Source organism: Dyella jejuensis (genome assembly GCF_044904675.1).
Lineage (GTDB): Bacteria > Pseudomonadota > Gammaproteobacteria > Xanthomonadales > Rhodanobacteraceae > Dyella_B > Dyella_B jejuensis.
This window is the reverse complement of record NZ_JADIKJ010000009.1, coordinates 75,654-96,647: the sequence shown is the minus strand read 5'-3', so window position 1 is coordinate 96,647 and position 20,994 is coordinate 75,654. Positions and strand designations below refer to the sequence as shown.

The 20,994-nt window shown below is 63.8% G+C and carries 24 protein-coding genes; all 24 read left to right on the top strand.

Annotated elements, in window-relative coordinates:
- Positions 1 to 3 precede the first annotated feature (3 nt).
- The 24 genes from fliF (at position 4) to ISP15_RS09170 (ending at position 20,679) form a co-directional block, all read left to right on the top strand.
- A complete protein-coding gene (gene fliF, locus ISP15_RS09285) occupies positions 4 to 1,623 on the top strand; it encodes a flagellar basal-body MS-ring/collar protein FliF (RefSeq protein WP_404546983.1) in 1,620 nt (539 codons plus the stop codon).
- The gene (locus ISP15_RS09280) at positions 1,616 to 2,656 is read left to right on the top strand and encodes a FliG C-terminal domain-containing protein (protein ID WP_404546982.1); all 1,041 of its coding nucleotides are present in this window, start codon (positions 1,616 to 1,618) and stop codon (positions 2,654 to 2,656) included. The genes fliF and ISP15_RS09280 overlap by 8 nt, the downstream gene beginning before the upstream one ends.
- Positions 2,656 to 3,303 (top strand): FliH/SctL family protein, encoded by a 648-nt coding sequence (locus ISP15_RS09275; protein WP_404546981.1) that lies wholly within the window; start codon positions 2,656 to 2,658, stop codon positions 3,301 to 3,303. The genes ISP15_RS09280 and ISP15_RS09275 overlap by 1 nt, the downstream gene beginning before the upstream one ends.
- Positions 3,300 to 4,604 carry a FliI/YscN family ATPase gene (locus tag ISP15_RS09270; RefSeq protein ID WP_404546980.1) on the top strand — a complete coding sequence of 435 codons (1,305 nt, stop codon included), beginning with the start codon at positions 3,300 to 3,302 and terminating at the stop codon, positions 4,602 to 4,604. Before ISP15_RS09275 ends, ISP15_RS09270 begins: the two co-directional genes overlap by 4 nt.
- The gene (locus ISP15_RS09265; RefSeq protein WP_404546979.1) at positions 4,601 to 5,071 is read left to right on the top strand and encodes a flagellar FliJ family protein; all 471 of its coding nucleotides are present in this window, start codon (positions 4,601 to 4,603) and stop codon (positions 5,069 to 5,071) included. Before ISP15_RS09270 ends, ISP15_RS09265 begins: the two co-directional genes overlap by 4 nt.
- Entirely contained in the window at positions 5,068 to 6,429 is a 1,362-nt protein-coding gene (gene fliD / locus ISP15_RS09260; RefSeq protein ID WP_404546978.1) for a flagellar filament capping protein FliD, read from the top strand. Before ISP15_RS09265 ends, fliD begins: the two co-directional genes overlap by 4 nt.
- A gap of 2 nt (positions 6,430 to 6,431) precedes the next feature.
- Entirely contained in the window at positions 6,432 to 6,818 is a 387-nt protein-coding gene (gene fliS / locus ISP15_RS09255; RefSeq protein ID WP_404546977.1) for a flagellar export chaperone FliS, read from the top strand.
- Positions 6,815 to 7,138, top strand: coding sequence for a hypothetical protein (locus ISP15_RS09250; RefSeq protein WP_404546976.1), 324 nt, complete (start codon positions 6,815 to 6,817; stop codon positions 7,136 to 7,138). Before fliS ends, ISP15_RS09250 begins: the two co-directional genes overlap by 4 nt.
- Positions 7,135 to 8,274 (top strand): flagellar hook-length control protein FliK, encoded by a 1,140-nt coding sequence (locus ISP15_RS09245; RefSeq protein ID WP_404546975.1) that lies wholly within the window; start codon positions 7,135 to 7,137, stop codon positions 8,272 to 8,274. Before ISP15_RS09250 ends, ISP15_RS09245 begins: the two co-directional genes overlap by 4 nt.
- Positions 8,271 to 8,738 (top strand): flagellar basal body-associated FliL family protein, encoded by a 468-nt coding sequence (locus ISP15_RS09240; RefSeq protein ID WP_404546974.1) that lies wholly within the window; start codon positions 8,271 to 8,273, stop codon positions 8,736 to 8,738. Before ISP15_RS09245 ends, ISP15_RS09240 begins: the two co-directional genes overlap by 4 nt.
- Before the next feature lie 13 nt (positions 8,739 to 8,751).
- Positions 8,752 to 9,510, top strand: a complete 759-nt coding sequence (locus tag ISP15_RS09235; protein WP_404546973.1) for a FliA/WhiG family RNA polymerase sigma factor — start codon at positions 8,752 to 8,754, stop codon at positions 9,508 to 9,510.
- A 24-nt stretch (positions 9,511 to 9,534) separates the two neighbouring features.
- Complete coding sequence (gene motA, locus ISP15_RS09230) at positions 9,535 to 10,407, top strand: flagellar motor stator protein MotA (RefSeq protein ID WP_404546972.1); 873 nt, start codon at positions 9,535 to 9,537, stop codon at positions 10,405 to 10,407.
- A complete protein-coding gene (locus ISP15_RS09225) occupies positions 10,404 to 11,315 on the top strand; it encodes a flagellar motor protein MotB (protein ID WP_404546971.1) in 912 nt (303 codons plus the stop codon). The genes motA and ISP15_RS09225 overlap by 4 nt, the downstream gene beginning before the upstream one ends.
- A 105-nt stretch (positions 11,316 to 11,420) precedes the next feature.
- Positions 11,421 to 11,708: a flagellar biosynthesis anti-sigma factor FlgM gene (flgM, locus tag ISP15_RS09220; RefSeq protein ID WP_404546970.1), complete on the top strand. Its 288-nt coding sequence runs from the start codon at positions 11,421 to 11,423 to the stop codon at positions 11,706 to 11,708.
- A 5-nt stretch (positions 11,709 to 11,713) separates the two neighbouring features.
- On the top strand, positions 11,714 to 12,109 hold the full coding sequence (locus ISP15_RS09215) for a hypothetical protein (protein WP_404546969.1): 396 nt from the start codon (positions 11,714 to 11,716) through the stop codon (positions 12,107 to 12,109).
- Positions 12,096 to 12,866 (top strand): glycoside hydrolase family 73 protein, encoded by a 771-nt coding sequence (locus ISP15_RS09210; RefSeq protein WP_404546968.1) that lies wholly within the window; start codon positions 12,096 to 12,098, stop codon positions 12,864 to 12,866. Before ISP15_RS09215 ends, ISP15_RS09210 begins: the two co-directional genes overlap by 14 nt.
- Before the next feature lie 288 nt (positions 12,867 to 13,154).
- Entirely contained in the window at positions 13,155 to 14,027 is an 873-nt protein-coding gene (locus ISP15_RS09205) for a flagellin N-terminal helical domain-containing protein (protein ID WP_404546967.1), read from the top strand.
- A 429-nt stretch (positions 14,028 to 14,456) separates the two neighbouring features.
- Entirely contained in the window at positions 14,457 to 15,290 is an 834-nt protein-coding gene (locus ISP15_RS09200; RefSeq protein ID WP_404546966.1) for a FliM/FliN family flagellar motor C-terminal domain-containing protein, read from the top strand.
- A 6-nt stretch (positions 15,291 to 15,296) separates the two neighbouring features.
- Complete coding sequence (gene fliN / locus ISP15_RS09195; RefSeq protein WP_404546965.1) at positions 15,297 to 15,632, top strand: flagellar motor switch protein FliN; 336 nt, start codon at positions 15,297 to 15,299, stop codon at positions 15,630 to 15,632.
- Positions 15,629 to 16,384: a flagellar type III secretion system pore protein FliP gene (gene fliP / locus ISP15_RS09190; protein WP_404546964.1), complete on the top strand. Its 756-nt coding sequence runs from the start codon at positions 15,629 to 15,631 to the stop codon at positions 16,382 to 16,384. The genes fliN and fliP overlap by 4 nt, the downstream gene beginning before the upstream one ends.
- Before the next feature lie 2 nt (positions 16,385 to 16,386).
- Complete coding sequence (locus ISP15_RS09185) at positions 16,387 to 16,656, top strand: flagellar biosynthetic protein FliQ (protein WP_404546963.1); 270 nt, start codon at positions 16,387 to 16,389, stop codon at positions 16,654 to 16,656.
- Between the two features lie 20 nt (positions 16,657 to 16,676).
- Positions 16,677 to 17,450: a flagellar biosynthetic protein FliR gene (fliR, locus tag ISP15_RS09180; RefSeq protein WP_404546962.1), complete on the top strand. Its 774-nt coding sequence runs from the start codon at positions 16,677 to 16,679 to the stop codon at positions 17,448 to 17,450.
- Positions 17,447 to 18,592: a flagellar biosynthesis protein FlhB gene (gene flhB / locus ISP15_RS09175; RefSeq protein ID WP_404546961.1), complete on the top strand. Its 1,146-nt coding sequence runs from the start codon at positions 17,447 to 17,449 to the stop codon at positions 18,590 to 18,592. Before fliR ends, flhB begins: the two co-directional genes overlap by 4 nt.
- Positions 18,589 to 20,679 (top strand): flagellar biosynthesis protein FlhA, encoded by a 2,091-nt coding sequence (locus tag ISP15_RS09170; protein WP_404546960.1) that lies wholly within the window; start codon positions 18,589 to 18,591, stop codon positions 20,677 to 20,679. Before flhB ends, ISP15_RS09170 begins: the two co-directional genes overlap by 4 nt.
- Positions 20,680 to 20,994: the final 315 nt, after the last annotated feature.

Here is a 20,994-nt window from a genome sequence, read left to right as displayed (position 1 = left end):
GCCATGTTCGCGAAACTTAAAACCAAGGCCGCCGGGTTTGCTACCGGCATCCGGCTTCCGGCGTCGGCCACGCTGATGAAACTGTTGCCGATCGTAGTGCTGGCGATCGGCCTGACGGCGCTGGCGATGATGTTCCTGTGGCGCAGCGATGCCAGCTACAAGCCATTGTTCGGCGCGCGCGAGGACGTTGCCGCGGCCGACACCATGACGGTGCTCGATGCCGAGCGCATTCCTTATCGCATCCATCCGCAAAGCGGCCAGGTACTGGTGCCCGAATCCAAGCTCGGCCGGGCGCGCATGCTGCTCGCCGCCAAGGGCGTGGTGGCCAAATTGCCGGATGGCCTGGAGCAAGTCGACAAGAGCGACCCGCTCGGTGTCAGCCAGTTCGTGCAGGACGTGCGGTTCCGTCGCGGCCTGGAAGGCGAATTGATCAAGAGCGTCATGAGCCTCGATCCGGTCGAAACGGCGCGCGTACACCTGTCGATCGCCAAGTCGTCGTCATTCATTCTGAGCGACGGCGACAAGAGTTCGGCGTCGGTGGTGCTCACGCTCAAGCCGGGCCGCAAGCTGAGCAAGGAGCAGATCGCCGCGATCGTCGGCATGGTATCCGGCAGCGTGGCCAACCTGGATCCTGCGCGGGTCGCGGTGATCGACCAGGCCGGCAACTATCTGTCCTCCACCATCGATCCGAACGATCCCAGCGTGGCCGACAGCGAAATCGGTGCGCGCGTGCGCGAGGAAACCTTGCGCAACATCCGCGACCTGCTCACCCAGAGCCTGGGCGAAGGCAACTTCAAAGCCAGCGTGATGGTGGAAACGGATAACGACCGCATCGAGGAAATGCACGAACAATACGGTGACAAACCGCTGATCACCAACGAGGCGACGCGCGATGAACAGGATCACGGCCAGGCGGCGCTGGGCGTGCCCGGTTCCTTGTCCAATCGTCCGGCGTCGGCGGGCAATGCGCCGGCCGCCAGCGAAAAGGCCATGCCGCGCTCGCAGAAAAACGCCATCACCCGCCAATACGTGTATGACCGCAACGTGGTGCAGATCAAACGCAGCCCATCGCGCGTGAAGCGCGTGAGCGTGGCGGTGGTGCTGAACAACAGCGCCTCGCCGGATGGCAAGGCGTGGACGCCCGAACAATTGGGCCGCATCGAAAACATTCTGCAGAGCGGCATCGGCATGGATGACGCACGCGAAGACCAGCTCACCGTTTCCGCGCTTGATTTCCATGTGCCCAAGACCGAGGCCGTGCTGCCATGGTGGAAGCAGCCCGAGAACCTGCTGACCATGGGTGGCTATGCTGGCTACGGCGTGCTCGCGCTGCTGCTCTTCCTGCTGGTGCTGCGGCCGCTGATCAAGATCCTGCGCCAGTGGGTTGCCAACCAGAATCCGTCAGTGCCGACGTCATCGGCACCTGTCGTGGCCGAGGCCAGGGCGGCCGAATCGACTGCGCCAGCCACGCCCGCGCCTTCGCCGCTCGACGAAGACGAAATTCCGTTGCCGCCGATCGGCTCCAGCGCCGACGTATTGGTCGAGCATTTGAAGGTGCTCGCTTCGCAGGCGCCAGAGCGCGTCGCCGATGTCATCAAACCGTGGATCCGCAAACATGGATAACTCCCATAGCAACAGCCTCGGCCATGCGTTCGCCGGTGAAGCGGGCGTGGAACTGAGTTCGGTCGAACGCGCCGCCATTACCCTCTTGAGCATGGGCGAGGAAGCCGCTTCAGCCGTATTGCGCTGCCTGTCGCGCGAAGAACTGCTCGACGTGACGCTGGTGATGGCGCGCATGAACGGTGTGAAGGTCGATGCGGTGCAAGACACCTTGCAGACCTTCTTCGACGCTTTCCAGGAGCAAAGCAGCGTGCGCGGCGCTTCGCGCCAGTTCCTGCAGCGTTCGCTGGACCTGGCGCTGGGCAGTGTGATTGCCAACAACGTACTCAACCATATCTACGGCGATGTGATCGGTCCGAAGATGGCGCGTTTGCAGTGGGCGCAACCGCAATGGCTGGCCGACCGCCTGGCGCGCGAACACGTGCGCATGCAGGCGATGTTCCTGGCGCTATTGCCGCCCGAACAGGCCAGCCAGGTGATCCATGCGCTGCCGGCGGAAAGCTGCGACCTGGTGTTGCTGCAAATCGCACGCTTGAAGGAAATCGATCACGAACTGCTGCGCGACGTGGAAGCCGTGGTCGACGCCTGCATCGAAAATCTCGGCACGCAAAGTACCGCGGTGGAAGGGGTGCGCCAGGTCGCCGACATCATCAACCGCATGCCGGGCGACCGCGCGCAAGTCGTGGAACTGCTGCGTGCGCACGATCCGGACGTGGTATCCGAAGTCGAAAGCCATATCTATGAATTCGGCATCCTGGCCTACCAGAGCGAGGCAACTGTCGCCGCGATCCTGCAAGAAGTGCCGTTCGAACAGTGGGGCATCGCGTTGAAGGGTGCCGATCCGAAGGTGCAGGAGACATTGATGCGCTCGATGCCGCAGCGCCAGGTGCAGTCGTTCGAAGAAATGTTGCGCCGGACTCCGGCCATGCCGCTCAGCCGCGTCGAAGAGGCGCGCCGCGACATCATGGACCAACTGCGCGAGCTTGCCGGCGAAGGCGAGATCACGCTGCAGCTGGTGGCCGAGGACGTCGTGTGATGACGTCCTATCGCCGGCATGCTTTTCCATCTCTGACGCGCGTGCTCGCTGGCGAGGACGCGCCGGTCGAGGTGGCCGTCGCCGAGCTGGCGCTGAGGGACGACATGCTGGAAGAGCACCGGCAGGCCGGCTACGACGAAGGCCGTGCCGCTGGCTATGCCGAGGGTGTCCGCAGCGGTAGCGAAAGCGCCGCGCGCGATGCGCAGGCGGCGCTGGAGGCCTTGAGTGAACCGCTCGATGCCCTCGTGGCCGGTTTTGCGCAATGGCAGCGCGACGATCGGGTTGCCGCACGCGAACAGATCGCGGCATTGGTCGAGCAGGTCGCCAGGCAGGTTGTGCGCCTTGAACTCGAAACGCATCCGGAACAACTGCTCGCCTTTGTCGATGAAGCCCTGGCGGACCTGCCCAGACCGGTCGAGACCATCGAGGTGCGCCTGCATCCGGACGAATACCAGCGGGTGCTGAAAGCCGCGCCGAGGCGCGCCAAGCGCTATGGCCTGGCGCCCGATCCGAAATTGGCGCCAGGCGAATGCCGCATCAGCGCCGGCCAGCGCGAGCTGGACGTGGGCTGTGCGCAGCGCCTCGCCATTTGCATGGAACAGATCCATGGCGTGTTGCACACCGACCCCGTGCAGGAGGATGCATGATCCGTTCACTGAGCCGGCTTAAGCTCGACGACGTTCCGGTCGCTCGTGAAGTAGGAAGGCTCAGCGGCGTATCGGGCATCCTGCTGGAAGCCACCGGTTACGCCTTCGAGACCGGACAGCACGCACGCATCGAAACAACCTCCGGCGAATGGCTGGACGCCCGCGTGGTGGGTTTCCGCAACAACGTGTCGTATCTCATGCCCTTTCGCAAGCAGGCCGGCCTGGTCGCCGGCGCCCGCGTGGTGGCAGACAGCGGCGAGCGCCGCCTGACGATCGGTCCGGCCTGGCGCGGCCGCATCATCGACGGGCTCGGCGAGCCGATCGACGGTCTTGGGCCGCTGCTTGGCGAGCAACCGCTTTCGCTGCGCCCGCCGCGCGTCAATCCGATGAAGAAGCAGCCGGTGCGTGGCGTGCTGGATGTAGGCGTCCGCGCGATCAACGGCATGCTGACGCTCGGTCGTGGACAGCGCGTGGGTTTGTTTGCGGGCAGCGGCGTGGGCAAGAGCGTGCTGCTCGGCATGATCACCCGCCAGACCGAAGCCGACGTGGTGGTGGTCGGCCTGATCGGCGAACGCGGACGCGAAGTGCGCGAGTTCATCGAGCACTCGCTGGGCCCGGAAGGTTTGAAGAAGGCAGTGGTGGTGGTGGCGCCGGCGGACGAATCGCCGTTGATGCGCCTGATGGCAACCGAACTGTGCCATGCCATCGCCGCGCATTATCGCGATGCCGGCGGCAACGTGCTGTTGCTGGTCGATTCGCTGACGCGCTATGCGATGGCGCAACGCGAAATGGCGCTGGCGCTGGGCGAGCCGCCCGCGACGCGCGGTTACCCGCCATCGGTATTCGGCCTGTTGCCGCAACTGGTGGAAAGCGCCGGCAACGGTGAAGGCGCAGGCAGCATGAGCGCGATCTACACCGTGCTGGCCGAAGGCGACGATGAACAAGACCCGGTCGTGGACACCGCGCGCGCAATCCTTGACGGGCACATCATGCTGTCGCGCGATCTCGCCGCGCAGGGCCATTATCCGGCGATCGATGTAGCGCGCTCGGTCAGCCGCTGCATGACGCTGGTGACGTCCGGCGCGCATCAGCAGGCCGTGCGCGAATTGCGCGAGCTGCTCAATCGCCATGCGCAAGTACGCGACCTGATTCCGCTTGGCGGTTACGTAGCGGGCGCCGATCCGCACACCGATCGTGCCGTCAGCTTGCACCCGCGCATGGCGGCGTACTTGCAACAAGGCATGCACGAAGCCGCGCCGCTTGCTGACGCGATCGCGCAGATGGAGGCGTTGCTGGCATGAGCATGCAACGCACTGTCGACAGTCTCGCGCGCCTGGTCCAATTGCGCGCGCACGATGTGGATCGGTTGACCGGCGAACTGGCCAATCGCCAGGCGCTGCGCATGCGCTACCAGGACAACCTCGAGCGCATGGAACACCTGCTCGACACGACGGCGGCCGGCGACAGCGGCTGCCCGGCCTTGGCGAGCAACAGCGCGCACTACAAGTCATCGCTGTGCGACTTGATTGCTGCGCATCGCCAGGATCTGGCGCGTCACGACGCGACGATCGAAGCCAGCCGGCAAGCACTGACCCAGGCCGCGCTCAAGCATGAGTGCCTGGAACGCGCGCTGCAAGGCAAGCGCCAGGTGCTGGAACGCCAGCGGCATCGGCACGAACAGAAACAACAGGACCAGCTCGCCGTCCAGGCCTGGTGCCGTAATCACTCCCACTCCCGCGTTCACTTATCCAGCGAAGCCCAGCCATGATCGTCGATCCCAATACCCCCACGGAAAACGCGCTGTATTTCACCGAATTGTTCATGAAGAACGCCTTCGACCGGCTTGATGCGCAAAAGAAGGATGCTACCCGCGCCGCCGAGGCACTGGGCAAGCTGCGCGGCGCGTTGTCTTCGTTCCAGACCGCGCTTACCAAACTGTCCTCGATGGGCAGCGTGATCAGCTATCAGGGTCTGTTGTCGAATCCGGCGATGGGCAGCGTATCGGTTGGCGCGAGCGCGCAGGCCGGGAGTTATGCCTTCTTCGTGGAACAGCTGGCCACCGCGCATCAGTTGTCGGTGGCCGGTATTCCGGCAACACCGGTCGACGAGGCCGGCACGCTGACCATCGAGCTTGGCGACGGCTCCAGCTTCGACGTCGATCTCAGTGCGGCCAAGGCCGATGCCAACGGCAATGTCTCGCCAGCCGAGATGGCGCGCATGATCAATGAGGCTTCCGGCAACCGCGGCGCGGTCAGTGCTTCAGTCGTCACCGTGGGCGGCGAACAGCAATTGGTACTTACTGCCGGCCAGTCCGGCAAAGATGGTGAGATCACGCTCAATACCAGCGGGATCGGCAACGATGGCTTGCGCAATGCGCTGGATGGCGCCAACGAAATGATCGCCGCGCAGAATGCGGTGTTTTATCTCGGCGGCGAAGGCGGCACGCGCATCGAGCAAAGCTCCAATACCTTCACCGGGATCCAGGGTGTCAGCGTCACCTTCAATACCGCCATGCGCCCTGGCGATGCGGCATTGCTGCTTACCGTCAATCGCGATGGCGCATCCACCGAAGAGAACCTGCAGTCTTTCATCGAGGCGTACAACGCGCTGAAGAAAATCATCGACGAACTTGCCTATGCCGGCAACGGTACGCCCGGTTCGGCCGGCCCGATGGCGGGCGACGCCGGCGTGCGTGCCTTGCAGCAGCGCATGAACGACATCCTGCGCCAATCCGTGGATGGCACGCGCCTGCTCGACTTCGGCATCACTGCCGATCGCGACGGCAAGCTTTCGCTCGATGCCGACAAATTCAAGGGCGCGTTGAGCGCGGACCCCGCCGGGCTCGACAAGCTGTTCGGCGATGGCAAGGCCGGCTTGACCGGCAAGTTCGGCGATTACCTCGATGGTTGGCTATCGAGCGCCAACGGACAAATCAAGAGCCGGGAAGACTCGGCCAAGAAAGTTCAGGATCTTTTGAGCAAGCGCGAGACCACGCTGCAAGCTCAATACCATCGTGTTTATGAGCGTTATGTCGTGCAGTTCAATCGCTATCAGCTGATCGACCAGCAGATGAAATACACGCTCGAACTCTTGGATGCCCTGAAACCAGATAGCGGGAAGAAATAACCATGGACCCTATGGGTTACGGCCAATACCGTAGCGCCAGCCTCAATACCCAGGTCGCCGGCGCCTCGCCGGTGCAACTGGTGCTGGTACTGATGAACGGCTTGCTCGACGAGATGGTGCGCGTGCGCGCCCACATTGAGCACCTGCGCTATGAGGAGAAGGGCCGCAGCATCAACAAGTGCATCGACATGTTCGCGGCGCTGACCAGCTCGCTCGATTTCGAGCTGGGCGGCGAAGCCGTGACGCAACTGGGACGTCTCTACGATTACTGCACGGCACGTTTGAACCAGGCGGGCTGCCAGCTCGACACCGGCATGGTGGAGGAGGTCATCGGCCTCGTCACCACCTTGCGCGATGCCTGGCAGAAGGTCGAGGACCGCAGCGCATGAAACACACGCCTGTTTCCAGCCGCTTGAACCTGGGTGCCGCACGGTTGCGCGAAGCCACCGCCGTGCGCGATTGGCAAGCCGTAGCGAAGGAAGATCGCGACCTGCGCGCACTGGCCAGCAAGCTGGCCGCGCATGCCCATTGGCAGGCCGCCGAATACCGCGCGCTGGATAGCGTAAGGGCGGAAATGCGCGCCACCTTGGCGCTCATCGCGCAAGAGCGGCGCCAACTTGCCGACGAGATGACCGATTTCAACCGGAATCGCTCGGCACGGGTCGCTTACGCGCTGCACGGCGACATGTCGGAAGGCGCGGACCTGTGAATCTTTCATTCGCCCGCACCGGCGCGTTGCCCGTGGCAGTCCGGCAGGACAGCGCCAAGCCGGCCATGGCGCCACCGTCTGCCGACGCCCCGACATGGCAGGACATGCACGCCTTCCTGCTCGGCGAACGGCTGGGCGATACGTCGCCGGAAACGCCGGCGCCGGCCGCAGGTGCTCAAGAAGAGCAAGCCATCGGCCGGGAATGGGAGCAGGCCGATGCATGCACGCCGAACGATGCGTCGGTCATCTTTCCAGTGACACCGGCCGACATTCCGTTCACCACGGCGGCGGCGCAGCCATCCGGCCCCATGCTCGACCTGCCGGGCGGTAACGAGGGCGACGCATGCGAGCGTGTTGCGGAGCCTGGTAACGTTGATCCGCAGGTGCAAGCCAAAGCCGCGACGCCGCAGCAGTTGGCTCTCGCCGACGACCGCCATCTATCGTTGGCGTCGTTCGCACCCGCGTCGATGGCGCCTGCATTCGCAGAAACTTCCATGGCACGGCCAAACGCGGATGGCGCGGTGCGTGCGGTGCTTTCACGTGCGGTGTCTCCGACGCGCGACGGCACTGAACGGACCGCTTCGCTGCCGTCCACGGTCAACGTGCGCGCGGCTGCGGAGCCGTTGCCGCTGGCTTCCTTCACGGCTTTTCCAACGGTCTCGGAAAGCGCGGCCGCGAAGGCACATGCGCCGCCCGCCACCATGGCGCCGGAGCAAAAGCTGCTTGGTGCGCTGGGCGAGCGCATCAGCATGCAAGCCGCACAGGGCACGCAGCAGGCGGTAATCCGCCTGGACCCGCATTTGTCCGGCAGCGTGCGCATCGAACTCCGGCATGAAGCCGGCGCGTTGCACGTGCATATCAGCGCCAGCCGCGCCGAAGTGGCGCAGCAGTTGCAGGCGATCGGCGATGGCCTGCGGCAGGAATTAAGCAATCGCCAGTTCAACGATGTGACAGTGCAAATCCACCACGGCCGCAACGCCGAACACGGTGGCCGTGGCGGACAGCCGCAACCGGATCACGACCGCGAAGCGCCTCATCGGCAGGCGCCAGGCCGGGCCTGGGCCACCGATTCATCCGACGAAGCCTTTGACATGGCGTGGAAGCGCGTCGCCGAAACAAGAGGATATCGAACATGAAAACCAAGGTAGCAATACTGGGCATAGTGGCGGCGCTGGCCGCCGGTGGCGTAGCCACCGCGTGGCTGGACGGTACCGGACCGTTTGCCAAGTCCGATAAAGGCAACACCACGGGCGTCGCCTCCGACGGAAACCATGCCGTGGCGAGCGCCGATTCGCGTTTCGTGACGCTCGACAAGCTGATCGTCATGTTGCACACGCCGAATGCGGCGCGCGCGCATTATCTGGCGTTGGACCTGGTATTCCAGACCGACGCCAAAAAAGAAAAGCAGGTAAAGGAACAACTGCCGCTGCTGCGCAGTACGGCGTACCACGCGCTTTCGGGCTTCAGCGTGGAAGATATCCGCGGCATGGACGTGGACCAGCTTTCTTCCGTGTTGCAGAAGGCCTATGTCGAGGTCTACGGCGGAACGGGCGCGGTGCCGTTCTACAGCGTGCAAGTCGACAAGCAGATGCTCGAATAAGGCCGCTGCCGGTATGGACAGTTACGTCGACAACATGGCGGATAGCGCCGTCGCGCCATCCGGCGGCTGCGGTTACGGCAACGTGCAGCGTGCCGGCCAGGCGATGAGCAGGGCCGAGGAACAGCGCTGGCTCCTGACCTATACGCCGCTGGTCAAGCGGGTCGCGCGCAGCCTGGCCTCGCAGGCGGGTGGCGTGCTCGACATCGAGGACATGGAACAGATCGGCCTGATCGGCCTGCTCGAGGCGCTGCGCCGCTACGGCGAGCCGGACGATGGCTTCGGCGGCTACGCCTCGCTGCGCGTGCGCGGGGCGATGCTGGACGAACTGCGTCGCCTCGACTGGCGTCCGCGCAGCACGCGGCAATCCGCGCACAAGTTGCGCCAGGCCGAACGCGAGCTGCGCCGCAAGTTGGGGCGCGAACCGAGCCGAAGCGAGTTGTGCGGTGTCCTGGGCATCTCGCCGGAGGAACACGACCAGCTGGAACTGGCCGACAACGCGCAGGCCTTCGCCAGCTTCGACGAGATTTTCGCCAAGCACGGCGAGGTGGCTGGCGTGCAGGCGGGGCCGGAACAGGCAGTGGTCAATCAGGCCAGCATCGCCGCGGCGCTGCGGGCGCTGGATGCGCGCGAACAGCAAGTGATCCAGTTGTATTACGAATACGAATTGAACCTGAGCCAGATCGCGGAAGTGCTCGACCTGACCGCGGCGCGGATCTGCCAGATCAACAAGAGTGCGCTCGGCAAGATGCGAGCGGTGCTGATGCGCGATTGACGCATCCCAGAAGGAAAACCAACCATGCAGCAGATAATCGGCATTTTCATCGTAGTGGCCTGCGTCTTCGGCGGCTTCCTGTTCATGGGCGGCAGCTTCGACGTGCTGTGGCAGCCGATCGAGATCCTCATCATCCTCGGCGCTGCGCTCGGCGCGCTGGTGCTGGGCAACCCGGCCCATGTGCTAAGTGAATTGCTGGGCCAGCTGCGCAAGATCGTCACCGTCGGCAAGCCCGGCGCCAAGCTGGAATTCGAGCGTCAGCTGTTGATGCTGATGTACGAATTGCTACAGGTGGGCCGCGACCTGAAGGCGCTCGACGCGCATGTCGAGTCGCCCTACGAAAGCCAATTGTTCCAGCGCTATCCGATGGTGCTTGCATCGCCCAAGCTGCTGGCGTTCATCGTCGACAACTTCCGCCTGATGGCGATGGGCAAGATCAGCGCGCACGAACTGGAGGGCGTACTGGACCAGGAGCTGCAGGCGATCCACGGCGATCTGGAGCAGCCGTCCAGGTCGTTGCGCAAGATTTCCGATGCCATGCCCGGCTTCGGCATCATCGCCGCCGTGCTCGGCGTGGTCATGGCGATGAACAGCGTGGCCGACGGCGCCACTGCCGGCATCATCGCGCACAAGGTAGGCGCGGCCATGGTCGGCACCTTCCTGGGCGTATTCATGTGCTACGGCGTGCTCGATCCGCTTAGCAACATGATCCAGCAGGTGGTGAAGAACGAAGTATCGGAACTGGAATGCGTGAAAGTGGTGCTGGTGGCCTATGCCGGCGGCAAGCCGCCGTTGCTGGCGGTTGACGCGGGACGCCGCCTGGTGCCGCTCAGCAGCAAGCCCAGCTTCGTGCAGATGGAAGGCTGGATCCGCCAGCTGGGCGGAGCGCCGGCGTGAGCGCGGTGACTCCCAAGAGCAGCCGTCGCCACGAGGAAACCATCGTCAAGAAAGTTTCCCGACGCGCACAGCATGAAGACCATGGCGGCAACTGGAAAGTGGCGTTCGCCGACTTCTGCCTTGCCTTGCTGTGCCTGTTCCTGGTGCTTTGGGTGCTGGGTGCGCGCGACGAGGAAGAAGTGCGGCGCAAGTTCGGCGTCAGTGTTGTCTACGATGGTGGGACCGGCATTTTCGATGGCGATTCCGCACGCCCGGTGCCGCCCGCCGTGGTCGAGCCGCTGGCGGACGCCGCCCTTGCGCAGGACAGCGGTGACGACGCCGCGCCACGCCAGTACGAGACCAGAGAGGATTTGAAAAAGCTCGCGGCCACGGTGGAAAGGCTTGGCCGCGAAGCCAATCTGGAGAACAACCTGCAAGCCGTGGTCACGCCCACGGGCCTGCGCGTGATCCTGCACGACACGCATCGGCGCGGCATCTTCGAATTCGGCAGTGCCGTGCCGGACCAGCGCTTCGACCAGCTGATGCAGCGCATGGGCCAGTTGTTCGCCCAGGTCGGCAATTCGCTGCTGGTGGTCGGACATACCGATGCGGTGCCGTTCCGCAACCCGGCCGTGCGCTCCAACTGGCATCTTTCCGGCGAGCGCGCGATGGCGGCGCGCACCAGCCTGATGCAGGGTGGCATGCCGATCAGCCATCTGTTGCAGGTGGTCGGCATGGCCGATCGCGCGCCGATGGATACCGACGATCCGCATGGCGCGATGAACCGCCGGATCGAGTTCCTGGTGCTGACGCGCGAGCGCGCGAAGATGATCGAGCAGATGTTCGGCGCGCCGCAGTCGGTGACGCCGCTGATCGAAGGCGTCGATGCCGTCCAGTCGCGCGATGGCGGGGCGGCTGAAGATGCATGATGCAAACACGACGGATTTAAAAAAGTATCGCAACCGGTCGTCTTGTCGGGATATAGCGAGTTCTTCTCTCAACGACACGAACGCCAGGCAGGCAAGGTAACCCTCATGCAAATCACGTCCACCTTCAACCCGACCGCCATCCCCAGCATCGCCGCCAAGGCGGCCGAGGCGGCAGCTCCGGCGCCTGTTTCCACGTCCGCGCCGAACAGCATCCGCGCGGAGCACGATCTCGCGGCCCTGCGGCTCGCCCAAGATGCCGTGCGCCAGGCGGCCCCCGATTTCGACGTCAGCCGCGTGGCGGACATCAAGGCCGCGATGCAGCGCGGCGAAATCCGCTTCGATGCCGACCGGGTCGCGGGCCTGATCATGTCCGTGCACGGCGGCAAAAGGTAAAAGCCATGCTCAAGCGCGCGCTCGAAGATCTCGATAGCGAGGTGAACGCCTACCGCAAGCTGTCCGGCATGCTCGATGAGCAATTCCAGACGGCCAGGCAACTGGACACCGCTTCGCTCGCGCGCGTCAGCGATGCCATCGCCCGCGAAGTGAGCCGGCTCGAACGGGGCCAGCGGGATCTTTCCCAGCGGCTGGCCGCCGCCAACGCGCAGGTGCGCCGCTTGCCGGCCGCGCGTAGCAGGCTGGCGCAGCTGGCGCTGGAAAAGCGTTGCGCGGAACTCAAGCGCCTGGCCACGCAATGCAAGGCCTTGACCTTGCGCAACGGACAGCTGCTGGCCTGCCAGCACGACACCATGCAACGCTTACTGCTTGGGGAGCGTCACACTTATGCTCCGGGTTGAATCCTCGCCGTTCGGCGTCGACCAGGGTTTCGACGATATCGCGTTGCCGCTGGGCCGCCCCGCCGATAGTGCGGGCGGCTTTTCATCGGCTTTTGGCGCGCTGCAGGCGGACATTCGCGACACCATCGAAAACGGCTTTGCCTCGTCATCGCCAGCAACACTGGCGGTCGGTTCGTTGCCCTCGCAGCTCGATGCCGGCAGCAGCGCGTGGCTGGCCACGTATCTGGCGGACCACCGTTCGGCATCGGTCGAGCGCTCCGCTGGTGACGGTGCAACCGCAAGCGAAGCGCAGCGTTTGGCTTTTCTCAACGAGATCGGGCCGTGGGCGGAACGTGCCGGCGCGCAGCTGGGCACCTCGCCGCACATCATCGCCGCGCACGCGGCGCTGGAATCCAACTGGGGCTTGCAGCCGGTGGCGTCGAACGGGCGCAGCGTCTATAACCTGTTCGGCATCAAGGCTGGCGCCAGCTGGAGCGGTGCATCGGTCAACACGATGACGACCGAACACATCGATGGCAAGCAAGTACGGTTGCCGCAGCGCTTTCGCGCTTACACCAATTACGCCGGCGCGTTCAATGACTACGCCAGCTTGTTGAAAGACAATCCGCGTTATGCGGCGGCGTTGAACGCCGGCAATGATGCGCACGCTTTCAGCCGGGGCCTGAAGCAGGGCGGTTATGCCACCGATACCGCTTACGAAGAAAAGCTGGTGAAGGTCGCGCGCCAGGTCGAGCGCATGACGCGCGCGGGCGGCTGAGCCGCCGCTTTTCCTGATCGCTTCGCCAAGGGCGCGGTATAACCAGCTACGTTGCACTTTGGCGGCGTAACTACGACACGACGAAGCCCGGCAAACACTTGCATAGTTTGTCGGGCTTCGTCGTATCCGCGCGCTGTTTTTACGCGACATAAAAAAAGTCGATGGAAGTGAAAATTTTTTCCATGGCGCTTAAAGTTTTCCATCGATGGTCGTTTTATATCCCTGTGACCAGCACGGTCGCATTAACCCCTAATCGAATACATCTACTCCCTTAGAGGAAAAACGATCATGTTGAGCTTGCACACCAATACTTCGGCGCTGTCGATCCAGAAGAACCTGGCCACCACGCAGTCGAAGCTTTCCACCTCGATGACCCGCCTGGGCACCGGCTACCGCATCAATTCGGCCAAGGACGACGCGGCCGGCCTGCAGATCGCCACGCGCCTGAACGCGCAGACCAGCGGCATGAAGGTCGCGATGCAGAACACCCAGAACGCTACCTCGATGCTGCAGACGGCCGAAGGCGCCTTGGGCGANGTGACCAACATCATGCTGCGCATGAAGGACCTTGCCACGCAGGCCGCCGATGGCTCCTCGAACGAGGACGACCGCGGCGCGCTGCAAGCCGAGTTCGACGCGCTGGGCGCGGAGCTGTACAACATCGTCAGCCGCACGTCCTACGGCGGCCAGAAACTGCTCGATTCCACCGACGGCGTACTGAAAGACAAGGTGACCTTCCAGATCGGCGCAAGCAGCGCGGAGCAGCTGGATCTGGACGTGTCCACGAACCTGTCCAGCTTGGACACCAAGCTGCAAGCATTGAGCGCGAGCTACAGTGATACTCCGCCCGCTAGCGCGGGAACGGAAATCGCCGATGGTTCCGACGCGAACAGCATGATCGACAAGATCGGCGAGGCGCTTGACGCGGTGGGTACGCTTCGTTCCGCGCTGGGCGCGGTGCAGAACCGCCTGGAACACACGAACAACAACCTGGCGAACATGGTAGGCAACACGACTGACGCGGAAGGCCGCATCATGGACGTGGACTATGCGTCGGAAAGCGCGAACATGTCCTCGCAGCAGATCCTGCTGCAGGCCAGCACGGCGATGCTCAAGCAGGCCAGCAGCATGAACCAGATGGTGCTGTCGCTGATCCAGTAATCGGCAAGCAAGGGTTCCATGGAAGGTTTTTTCCAGCGTGTTGATGGTTCCATGGAAGGAAAAGCCGGCCCCTCGGGGTCGGCTTTTTTACTTTTCTTCCTCCCTGAAGAAGAGAGGAAAAAAGCATCGCGTGCCGTTCTTCCTCTCCCCTTCGGGGAGAGGATCGACGTGAGGGGCCGGTACCTGCGCGAAGGATGGGCGGAGCATGCATGCACGCCACCCTTTCCCGCGAGGTTGTCCCCTCACCCCAGCCCTCTCCCCGAAGGGGAGAGGGGAGCGAGAGCGCGGCGTGCTGTTCTTCCTCTCCCCAAAGGGGAGAGGGCGCGAGCGATGCGGCCGCCCATTTAGATTGGCTTGAGATTGCTTACCCGACCCGGTGCCCGCGCCGAGAATGGCGGCCTATCGCGTCAACGAACAGGCCACCTGTCGATGTCTCAGCGTTCCTCCACCTCCATCGCCGCTCGCCAGCATATCGTGCTGGATCCGTGCACGCTCGGCCGGCCCTTTCATTTGCTGGACGCCTTCAACCAGCGCCTTGGCCGCCAGCTGTCGCGTCATTTGAGTGGCCGTTTCAATCATCGTCATCGCGCATCGTTCGCCGTGGCGCAGGTTGCCATCGGTTCCTATGTGACGGGGCAGGGCGATGCCGCATGGCGTGCCTACACCACGCCGGCCGGTGCGCTGGCGGTGCGGCTGGACCGCCGATTGTTGCTGGCGATGCTGGGTTATCACTACGGCGACAAAAGCACGATTGACGAACGCATGCCGGAGACCGAGACCGAGCAGCGTTTTGGCGCGGCGACCAGCCTGGCTTTGCTGGATGTGTTGCGTGCTTGCGTAACGCCATCGAGCGATGGCGGTTTTACGCCCGAGCCGTTGCGCACGCCGGAGATCGGCGACCGCGTGATCCGGGTCGAGATCCAGGAGCGCGCCCTGGGCCTGACCGGCCTGCTGGAAATCGCGCTGGACGATGCATGGCTGAGCCTGATTTTCGCCAGCGCCGTGCCGCGCCGCGCGGTCGCGACGCCAACTGCCAAGACCGAAACGCCACTGCCCGCGCGCCTGCCGATCACGTTGTCGGCCCGCATGCTGACCAAGGAAATCCTGCTGGATGACGTGATGCGCCTGGCGCCCGGCGATGTGATGCCGGTGCGCTTGCCGGATACCGCCGAGGTGCTGGTCGGCGACACGCGCCTGTTCCAAGCCACCATCGTCGAGCACGGCGGTTCGCTGTGCCTCACCCGCTTTGAAAACCTCGAGTAACCCTTTATGAGCATGGAAAACGTGGAAGACCTGGACCTCAATTTCGACGAGCTTGGCCTCGAAGACGCCGCGGTATCCGCGCCGCCGCGCCGGAATGCCATGCGCATGCTGCGCAAGATTCCGGTTCGGCTCACGCTGGAAGTGGGCGCGGCCACGTTGCCGCTATCGGATTTGGCCGCGCTGGAGAACGGCTCGGTCGTCGAGCTGGATCGACTGGCGGGCGAGCCGCTGGCGATCAAGGTGAACGGTACGCAGATCGGCCGTGCCGAAGTAGTCGTCTCCGGCGAGAACTACGGCTTGAAGATCGTCGAGCTGGACGATCTCGGAGCATTGGCCTCATGAATCGCTGGCTGCGCAAAGGCGTCTGGATGACTCTGGCAGTGCTGGTGCCCGGATTGTTGATCGCGCAGCCGGCACTGGCCGAACCGCTGGCCGTGACCATCGAGGGTGCCGGCGACAAGCCGTTTACGGTCAAGACGCAGATCCTGATCCTGATGACGCTGCTCGGGCTGGTGCCCGCGCTGTTGCTGACCATGACCAGTTTCCTGCGCTACACCATCGTGTTGTCCCTGCTGCGCCAGGGTCTCGGCCTGCAGCAGGGCTTGCCGCAACGGATCATCACCGGCGTGGCGCTGGTGCTGACCATGCTGACCATGCGTCCGGTGGCGCAGGAAATCTGGGACAAGGCGGTGGTGCCTTACGACCAGGATCGCATCAGCATGCAGGAGGCATTGCGCACGGCGGAACATCCGTTGTCGAAATTCATGCTGGCGCAGACCAACAAGGCCACGCTGGCGCAGATCGCCAAACTGGCGCACGCGCCGGAAGTGCAGGATCCGATGGAGCATGCCTTCGTGGTCAAGCTTTCCGCGTTCCTGCTCAGCGAATTGAAAACCGCGTTCCAGATCGGCTGCATGCTGTTCATCCCGTTCCTGCTGATCGACATCATCGTGGCCTCGATCCTGATGGCGATGGGCATGATGATGCTGTCGCCACTGGTGATATCGCTGCCACTCAAATTACTGCTGTTCGTGCTGGTCGATGGCTGGTCGCTCACCGTCAGTACGCTGATCAGCAGCGTGAAGGGTTTCTAGCCATGACGCCGGATATCGCTGCGGACATTGCCATCGACGCCTTGCGCCTGGTCATGCTGATCGTGATGGTGCTGATTACCCCGGGCCTGATCGTGGGCGTGTTGGTGAGCCTGTTCCAGGCCGCCACGCAGATCAACGAGCAGACCATGAGCTTCCTGCCGCGCCTGCTGGTGACGCTGGTGGCGATCGGCTTGTCCGGCTATTGGGTCAGCGACAAGCTGATGCAGTACACCGTGAATATTTTCCAGCGCGCTTCGCAGCTGGTGGGTTGAGGCCCGGCATGGAAGCGCTGATGCAGCAATTGCCAGCGTTGGTCGCGGCCGTGATCTGGCCGTTCTGCCGTTTCGCCGCGGCATTCGCCGCCGCGCCGATCCTGGGCGAGGCGATGATCCCGATGCGCGGGCGCGCGCTGATCGCGCTGGCGCTGGCGGTGGTGTCGCAGCCGGCGATGCCGGCCATGCCCGCCGTGGATCCGGTGTCGTTGCCGGGCGTGGCCTTGATGGCCGAGCAGGTCATGATCGGCGGCCTGCTCGGATTTGCCTTCCATCTGGTGCTGTCCGGGCTGATGGTGCTGGGCACGATGATTTCTTCGCAGATGGGTCTGTCGATGGCGATGATGAATGATCCGGTCAACGGCGCGCCTAGCGATGCGATGTCCAGCCTGCTGTACGTCTTGTTCGTGCTGCTGTTCTTTTCGATGGACGGTCATCTGGTGGTGACGCAGGTGCTGGCGCGCAGTTTCCAGATCTGGCCGGTCGGCGGCACCGGGCTGGATGCGGCCTCGCTGCAACGCATGGCCCACGGCGTGGGCTGGGTGTTCGCGGTCGCGCTGATGATGGCCTTGCCGGTGGTGTTCGCCATCCTGGTGGTGCAGATGGGCATGGGTTTCCTCAATCGCGTGGCGCCCACGCTCAATCTGTTTTCGCTGGGCTTTTCGATCACCACGGTGTTCGGCTTGTTGCTGGTCACGGCGCTGTTGCCGGCGGTGCCGGAACATTTCGGCCGCATGATGACGCACGTGCTCGACCTGCTCGACAGCCTCGCCGCACGGGGGGCCAAGGCATGAGTCAGGCATCCGCCGGCGACAAGACCGAGAAAGCCACCCCGCAAAAACTGCGCAAGGCGCGGGAAGAGGGACAGGTCGCGCGCTCCCGCGACGTGGGGACGGCAGTGGGCTTGTTCGTCGCGCTCAAGATCCTGATCGTGATGATGCCAAGCTGGCTGGGCGATTTCCGGCGCGTATTCGCGCTATCGCTGGCGCGTTTCGACGGCGCCGGCCTGGATGGCGTGCAGAATGCCAGTTCGCTGATGTTTCCCAGCATCCTGGTGCTGATAGCGAAGATGGTGCTGCCATTGCTGGCGGTGCCGCTGGGCGTGGTCGCGGCGTCGCTGGTGCCGGGCGGCTGGGTCTTCGCACCGAAGAATCTCATGCCGAAGTTCGGCAAGCTCAACCCGATCGCCAACCTCAAGCGCCTGGTCTCGGCCAAGCATTACGTGCAACTGGCGGCGACCGTGCTGAAGGCGGCGGCGATCGGTACGGTGCTGTGGTACCTGTGCGCGGCCAACGTCAACGCTTTCGTGCGCCTGCAGGGCGCGCCGTTGGCCGACGCCCTGCGCGGCGGGGCTACCTTGCTGGTGGACTCGGTGCTGGTGCTGAGCGCGATACTGATCCTGTTTTCGCTGATCGACCTGCCCATGCAGCGGCTGCTGTACATGCGCGAGCAGCGCATGAGCAAGCAGGACATCAAGGAAGAGCACAAGAACAACGAGGGCCGGCCGGAAGTGAAGAGCCGCATCCGCCAGTTGCAGCGGCAGCTGGCGCGGCGGAGCATCCGCAAGGCCGTGCCCGACGCGGACGTGGTGGTGGTCAATCCCACGCACTATGCCGTCGCCCTGAAATACGACGAAGCCAGGGCGCAGGCCCCCTACGTGCTGGCCAAGGGCATCGAGGAAACCGCGTTGTTCATCCGCCAGGTGGCGCGCGAACACAAGGTGGAGATTCTGGAGCTGCCGCCGCTGGCGCGCGCCATCTACCACAGCAGCCAGGTCAACCAGCAGATTCCCGCGGCGCTGTATCGCGCGGTGGCGCAGGTGCTGACCTACGTGCTGCAGATCAAAGCTTTCCGCCAGGGGCAGCGCGCGCTTGCGCCGACGCTGCCCGGTGATTTCGACATTCCCCAAACGTTGTCCGATCCGCATCCGCCATGAATATCATGACTGCTTTCGTCGCCGGCCTGCGCCGGCAGAAATTCGCCGCGCCCATCGCCTTGTTGATCATCCTGGGCATGTTGATCCTGCCGCTGCCGCCGATGCTGCTGGACGTGCTGTTCACGTTCAACATCGCGTTGGCGATCGTGGTGATCCTGGTCAGCGTCACGGTCAAGAAGCCGCTGGATTTCTCGGCCTTCCCGACCGTGATCCTGGGCGCCACGCTGATGCGCCTGATGCTCAACGTGGCCTCCACGCGGGCGGTGTTGCTCAACGGCCATAACGGCACCGACGCCGCCGGCCATGTGGTCGAAGCATTCGGCAACGTGGTGATCGGCAGCAACTTCGTGGTCGGCCTGGTGGTGTTCGTCATTCTGATGATCATCAACTTCGTGGTGGTCACCAAGGGTGCCGAGCGCATTTCCGAGGTATCGGCGCGTTTCACCCTGGATGCGTTGCCGGGCAAGCAGATGGCGATCGATGCCGATCTCAATGCCGGCCTGATCACCCAGGAACAGGCGCAGCGGCGCCGCGCCGAAGTGTCCACCGAGGCGGATTTCTACGGTGCGATGGACGGCGCGTCGAAGTTCGTGCGTGGCGACGCCATCGCCGGCATCCTGGTGTTGATCATCAACATGCTCGGCGGCGTGACCATCGGCATGACCATGTACGACCTGAGCGCGGCCGAAGCCTTCCATCTGTTCGGCTTGCTTACCATCGGCGACGGCCTGGTGGCGCAGATTCCCGCGCTGCTGCTGTCGGCGGCCGCGGCGATCATCGTCACGCGCATCAGCGCGGACGGGGATTTCGAACAGCAATTGAGCCGGCAGTTGCTGGCATCGCCGAATGTGATGTTCGGCGCCGCGGGCCTGCTGTTCCTGCTGGCGCTGCTGCCGGGCATGCCGGCGCTGACCTTCCTGGGATTCGCCGCGCTGCTGGGGTTTGTCGGCTGGCGCATGCAGCGCCAACAACCGGTGGCCGAAGACCAGGCTACGCGCGACGTCGAGGCGGCGTTGCTGGCGCCGAGCCAGCCCACCCTGGATTGGAGCAGCTTGCCGTATGTCGAGCCGGTGGCCGTGTCGCTGGGTTACAAGCTGGTGGGCCTGATCGACGAAGCGCAGGGCGCCGCGCTGACCAAGCGCCTGCGCGGCATGCGCCAGAGCCTTTCCGAAACGCTGGGTTTTCTGGTGCCGCCGATCGGCGCGCGCGATGACCTGGGCCAGCCGCCTTCGCAATATTCCATCATCCTCAGCGGCACCGTGGTAGCGCAGGCGCAGGTGCATGCCGATCGCCTGATGGCGATCCCGTCGCCTTCCGTGTACGGCGAACTCGATGGCGTACCAGGCGTCGATCCGGCCTATGGCATGCGCGTGACCTGGATCGAGCCCGGCGAAAAGGCCCATGCGCTCGGCTTGGGATACCAGGTGGTCGATGGTGCCACGGTGATCGCCACGCATGTATCCAAGGTCGTGCAAGATCATCTGCCGGAGCTTTTCAGCTACGACAACGTCACCGCGATGCTGGAGCGCCTGAAGGCCTTGGCGCCCGCGTTGAGCGAGGCGCTGGGCAAGTGCATGACGCATAGCCAGCTGCGCAAGGTATTCCGCTTGCTGCTTACCGAGCAGGTATCGCTGAAGGATATCGAATCGATTGCCGCTACCCTGGTGGAAGCCTCCGAGGCCACCAAGGAGCCGGTATTGCTGGTAGCGGAAGTGCGTTGCGCGCTGCGCCGCCAGATCGTGGCATCGATCGCCGGTGCGCAACCGGAAGTGAAGGGCTTCAGCCTGACTCCGGAGCTGGAGCGCTTGCTGCTGGGCGACCTGAGTCGCGCCGAACAGGCCGGCGGCCGCATGGTGCTGGACAGCTATCCCATCGATCCCAATGTGCTGGCCCAATTGCAGCTCAACATGCCGGCGGTGCGCGAGCAGCTCAAGCAGCAGGGCGCATCGCCGTTGTTGCTGGTGATCCCGCGCCTGCGCCCGATCCTCGCTCGCTATGCGCGCTTGTTCGCGTCAGGCTTGCATGTGCTGTCGTACAACGAAATTCCGGAAACCAGGGAAGTAAGCATCGTGGGTACGTTGGGCTGAGGTCGTTCTGCGCTGGAATGGACCGCGCGTGCTTTGTCATTGCCACCGGTCAGGCAGCGCTGCTGCAAGCTTTTCCTTCTCTCCCTCTCTGCACTGGCGCGCGCGAGCACATGGATGGGCCCGGCTTTGAGGAGCGAGGATAGGACCGGGGGAAGGGGTAATCGTGTCTAAGACCAGTCCTAAATACTGTCACCGAAACGCCTGGTCATGGGCTATCAATCCCAGGGAACGGCGCCAATTCACGGTTTTCTCAACAATCTGTTGAGATTTTAGGCTGGGTCTTATGTCTGTGGCCGACTCGTATTATTACGATTC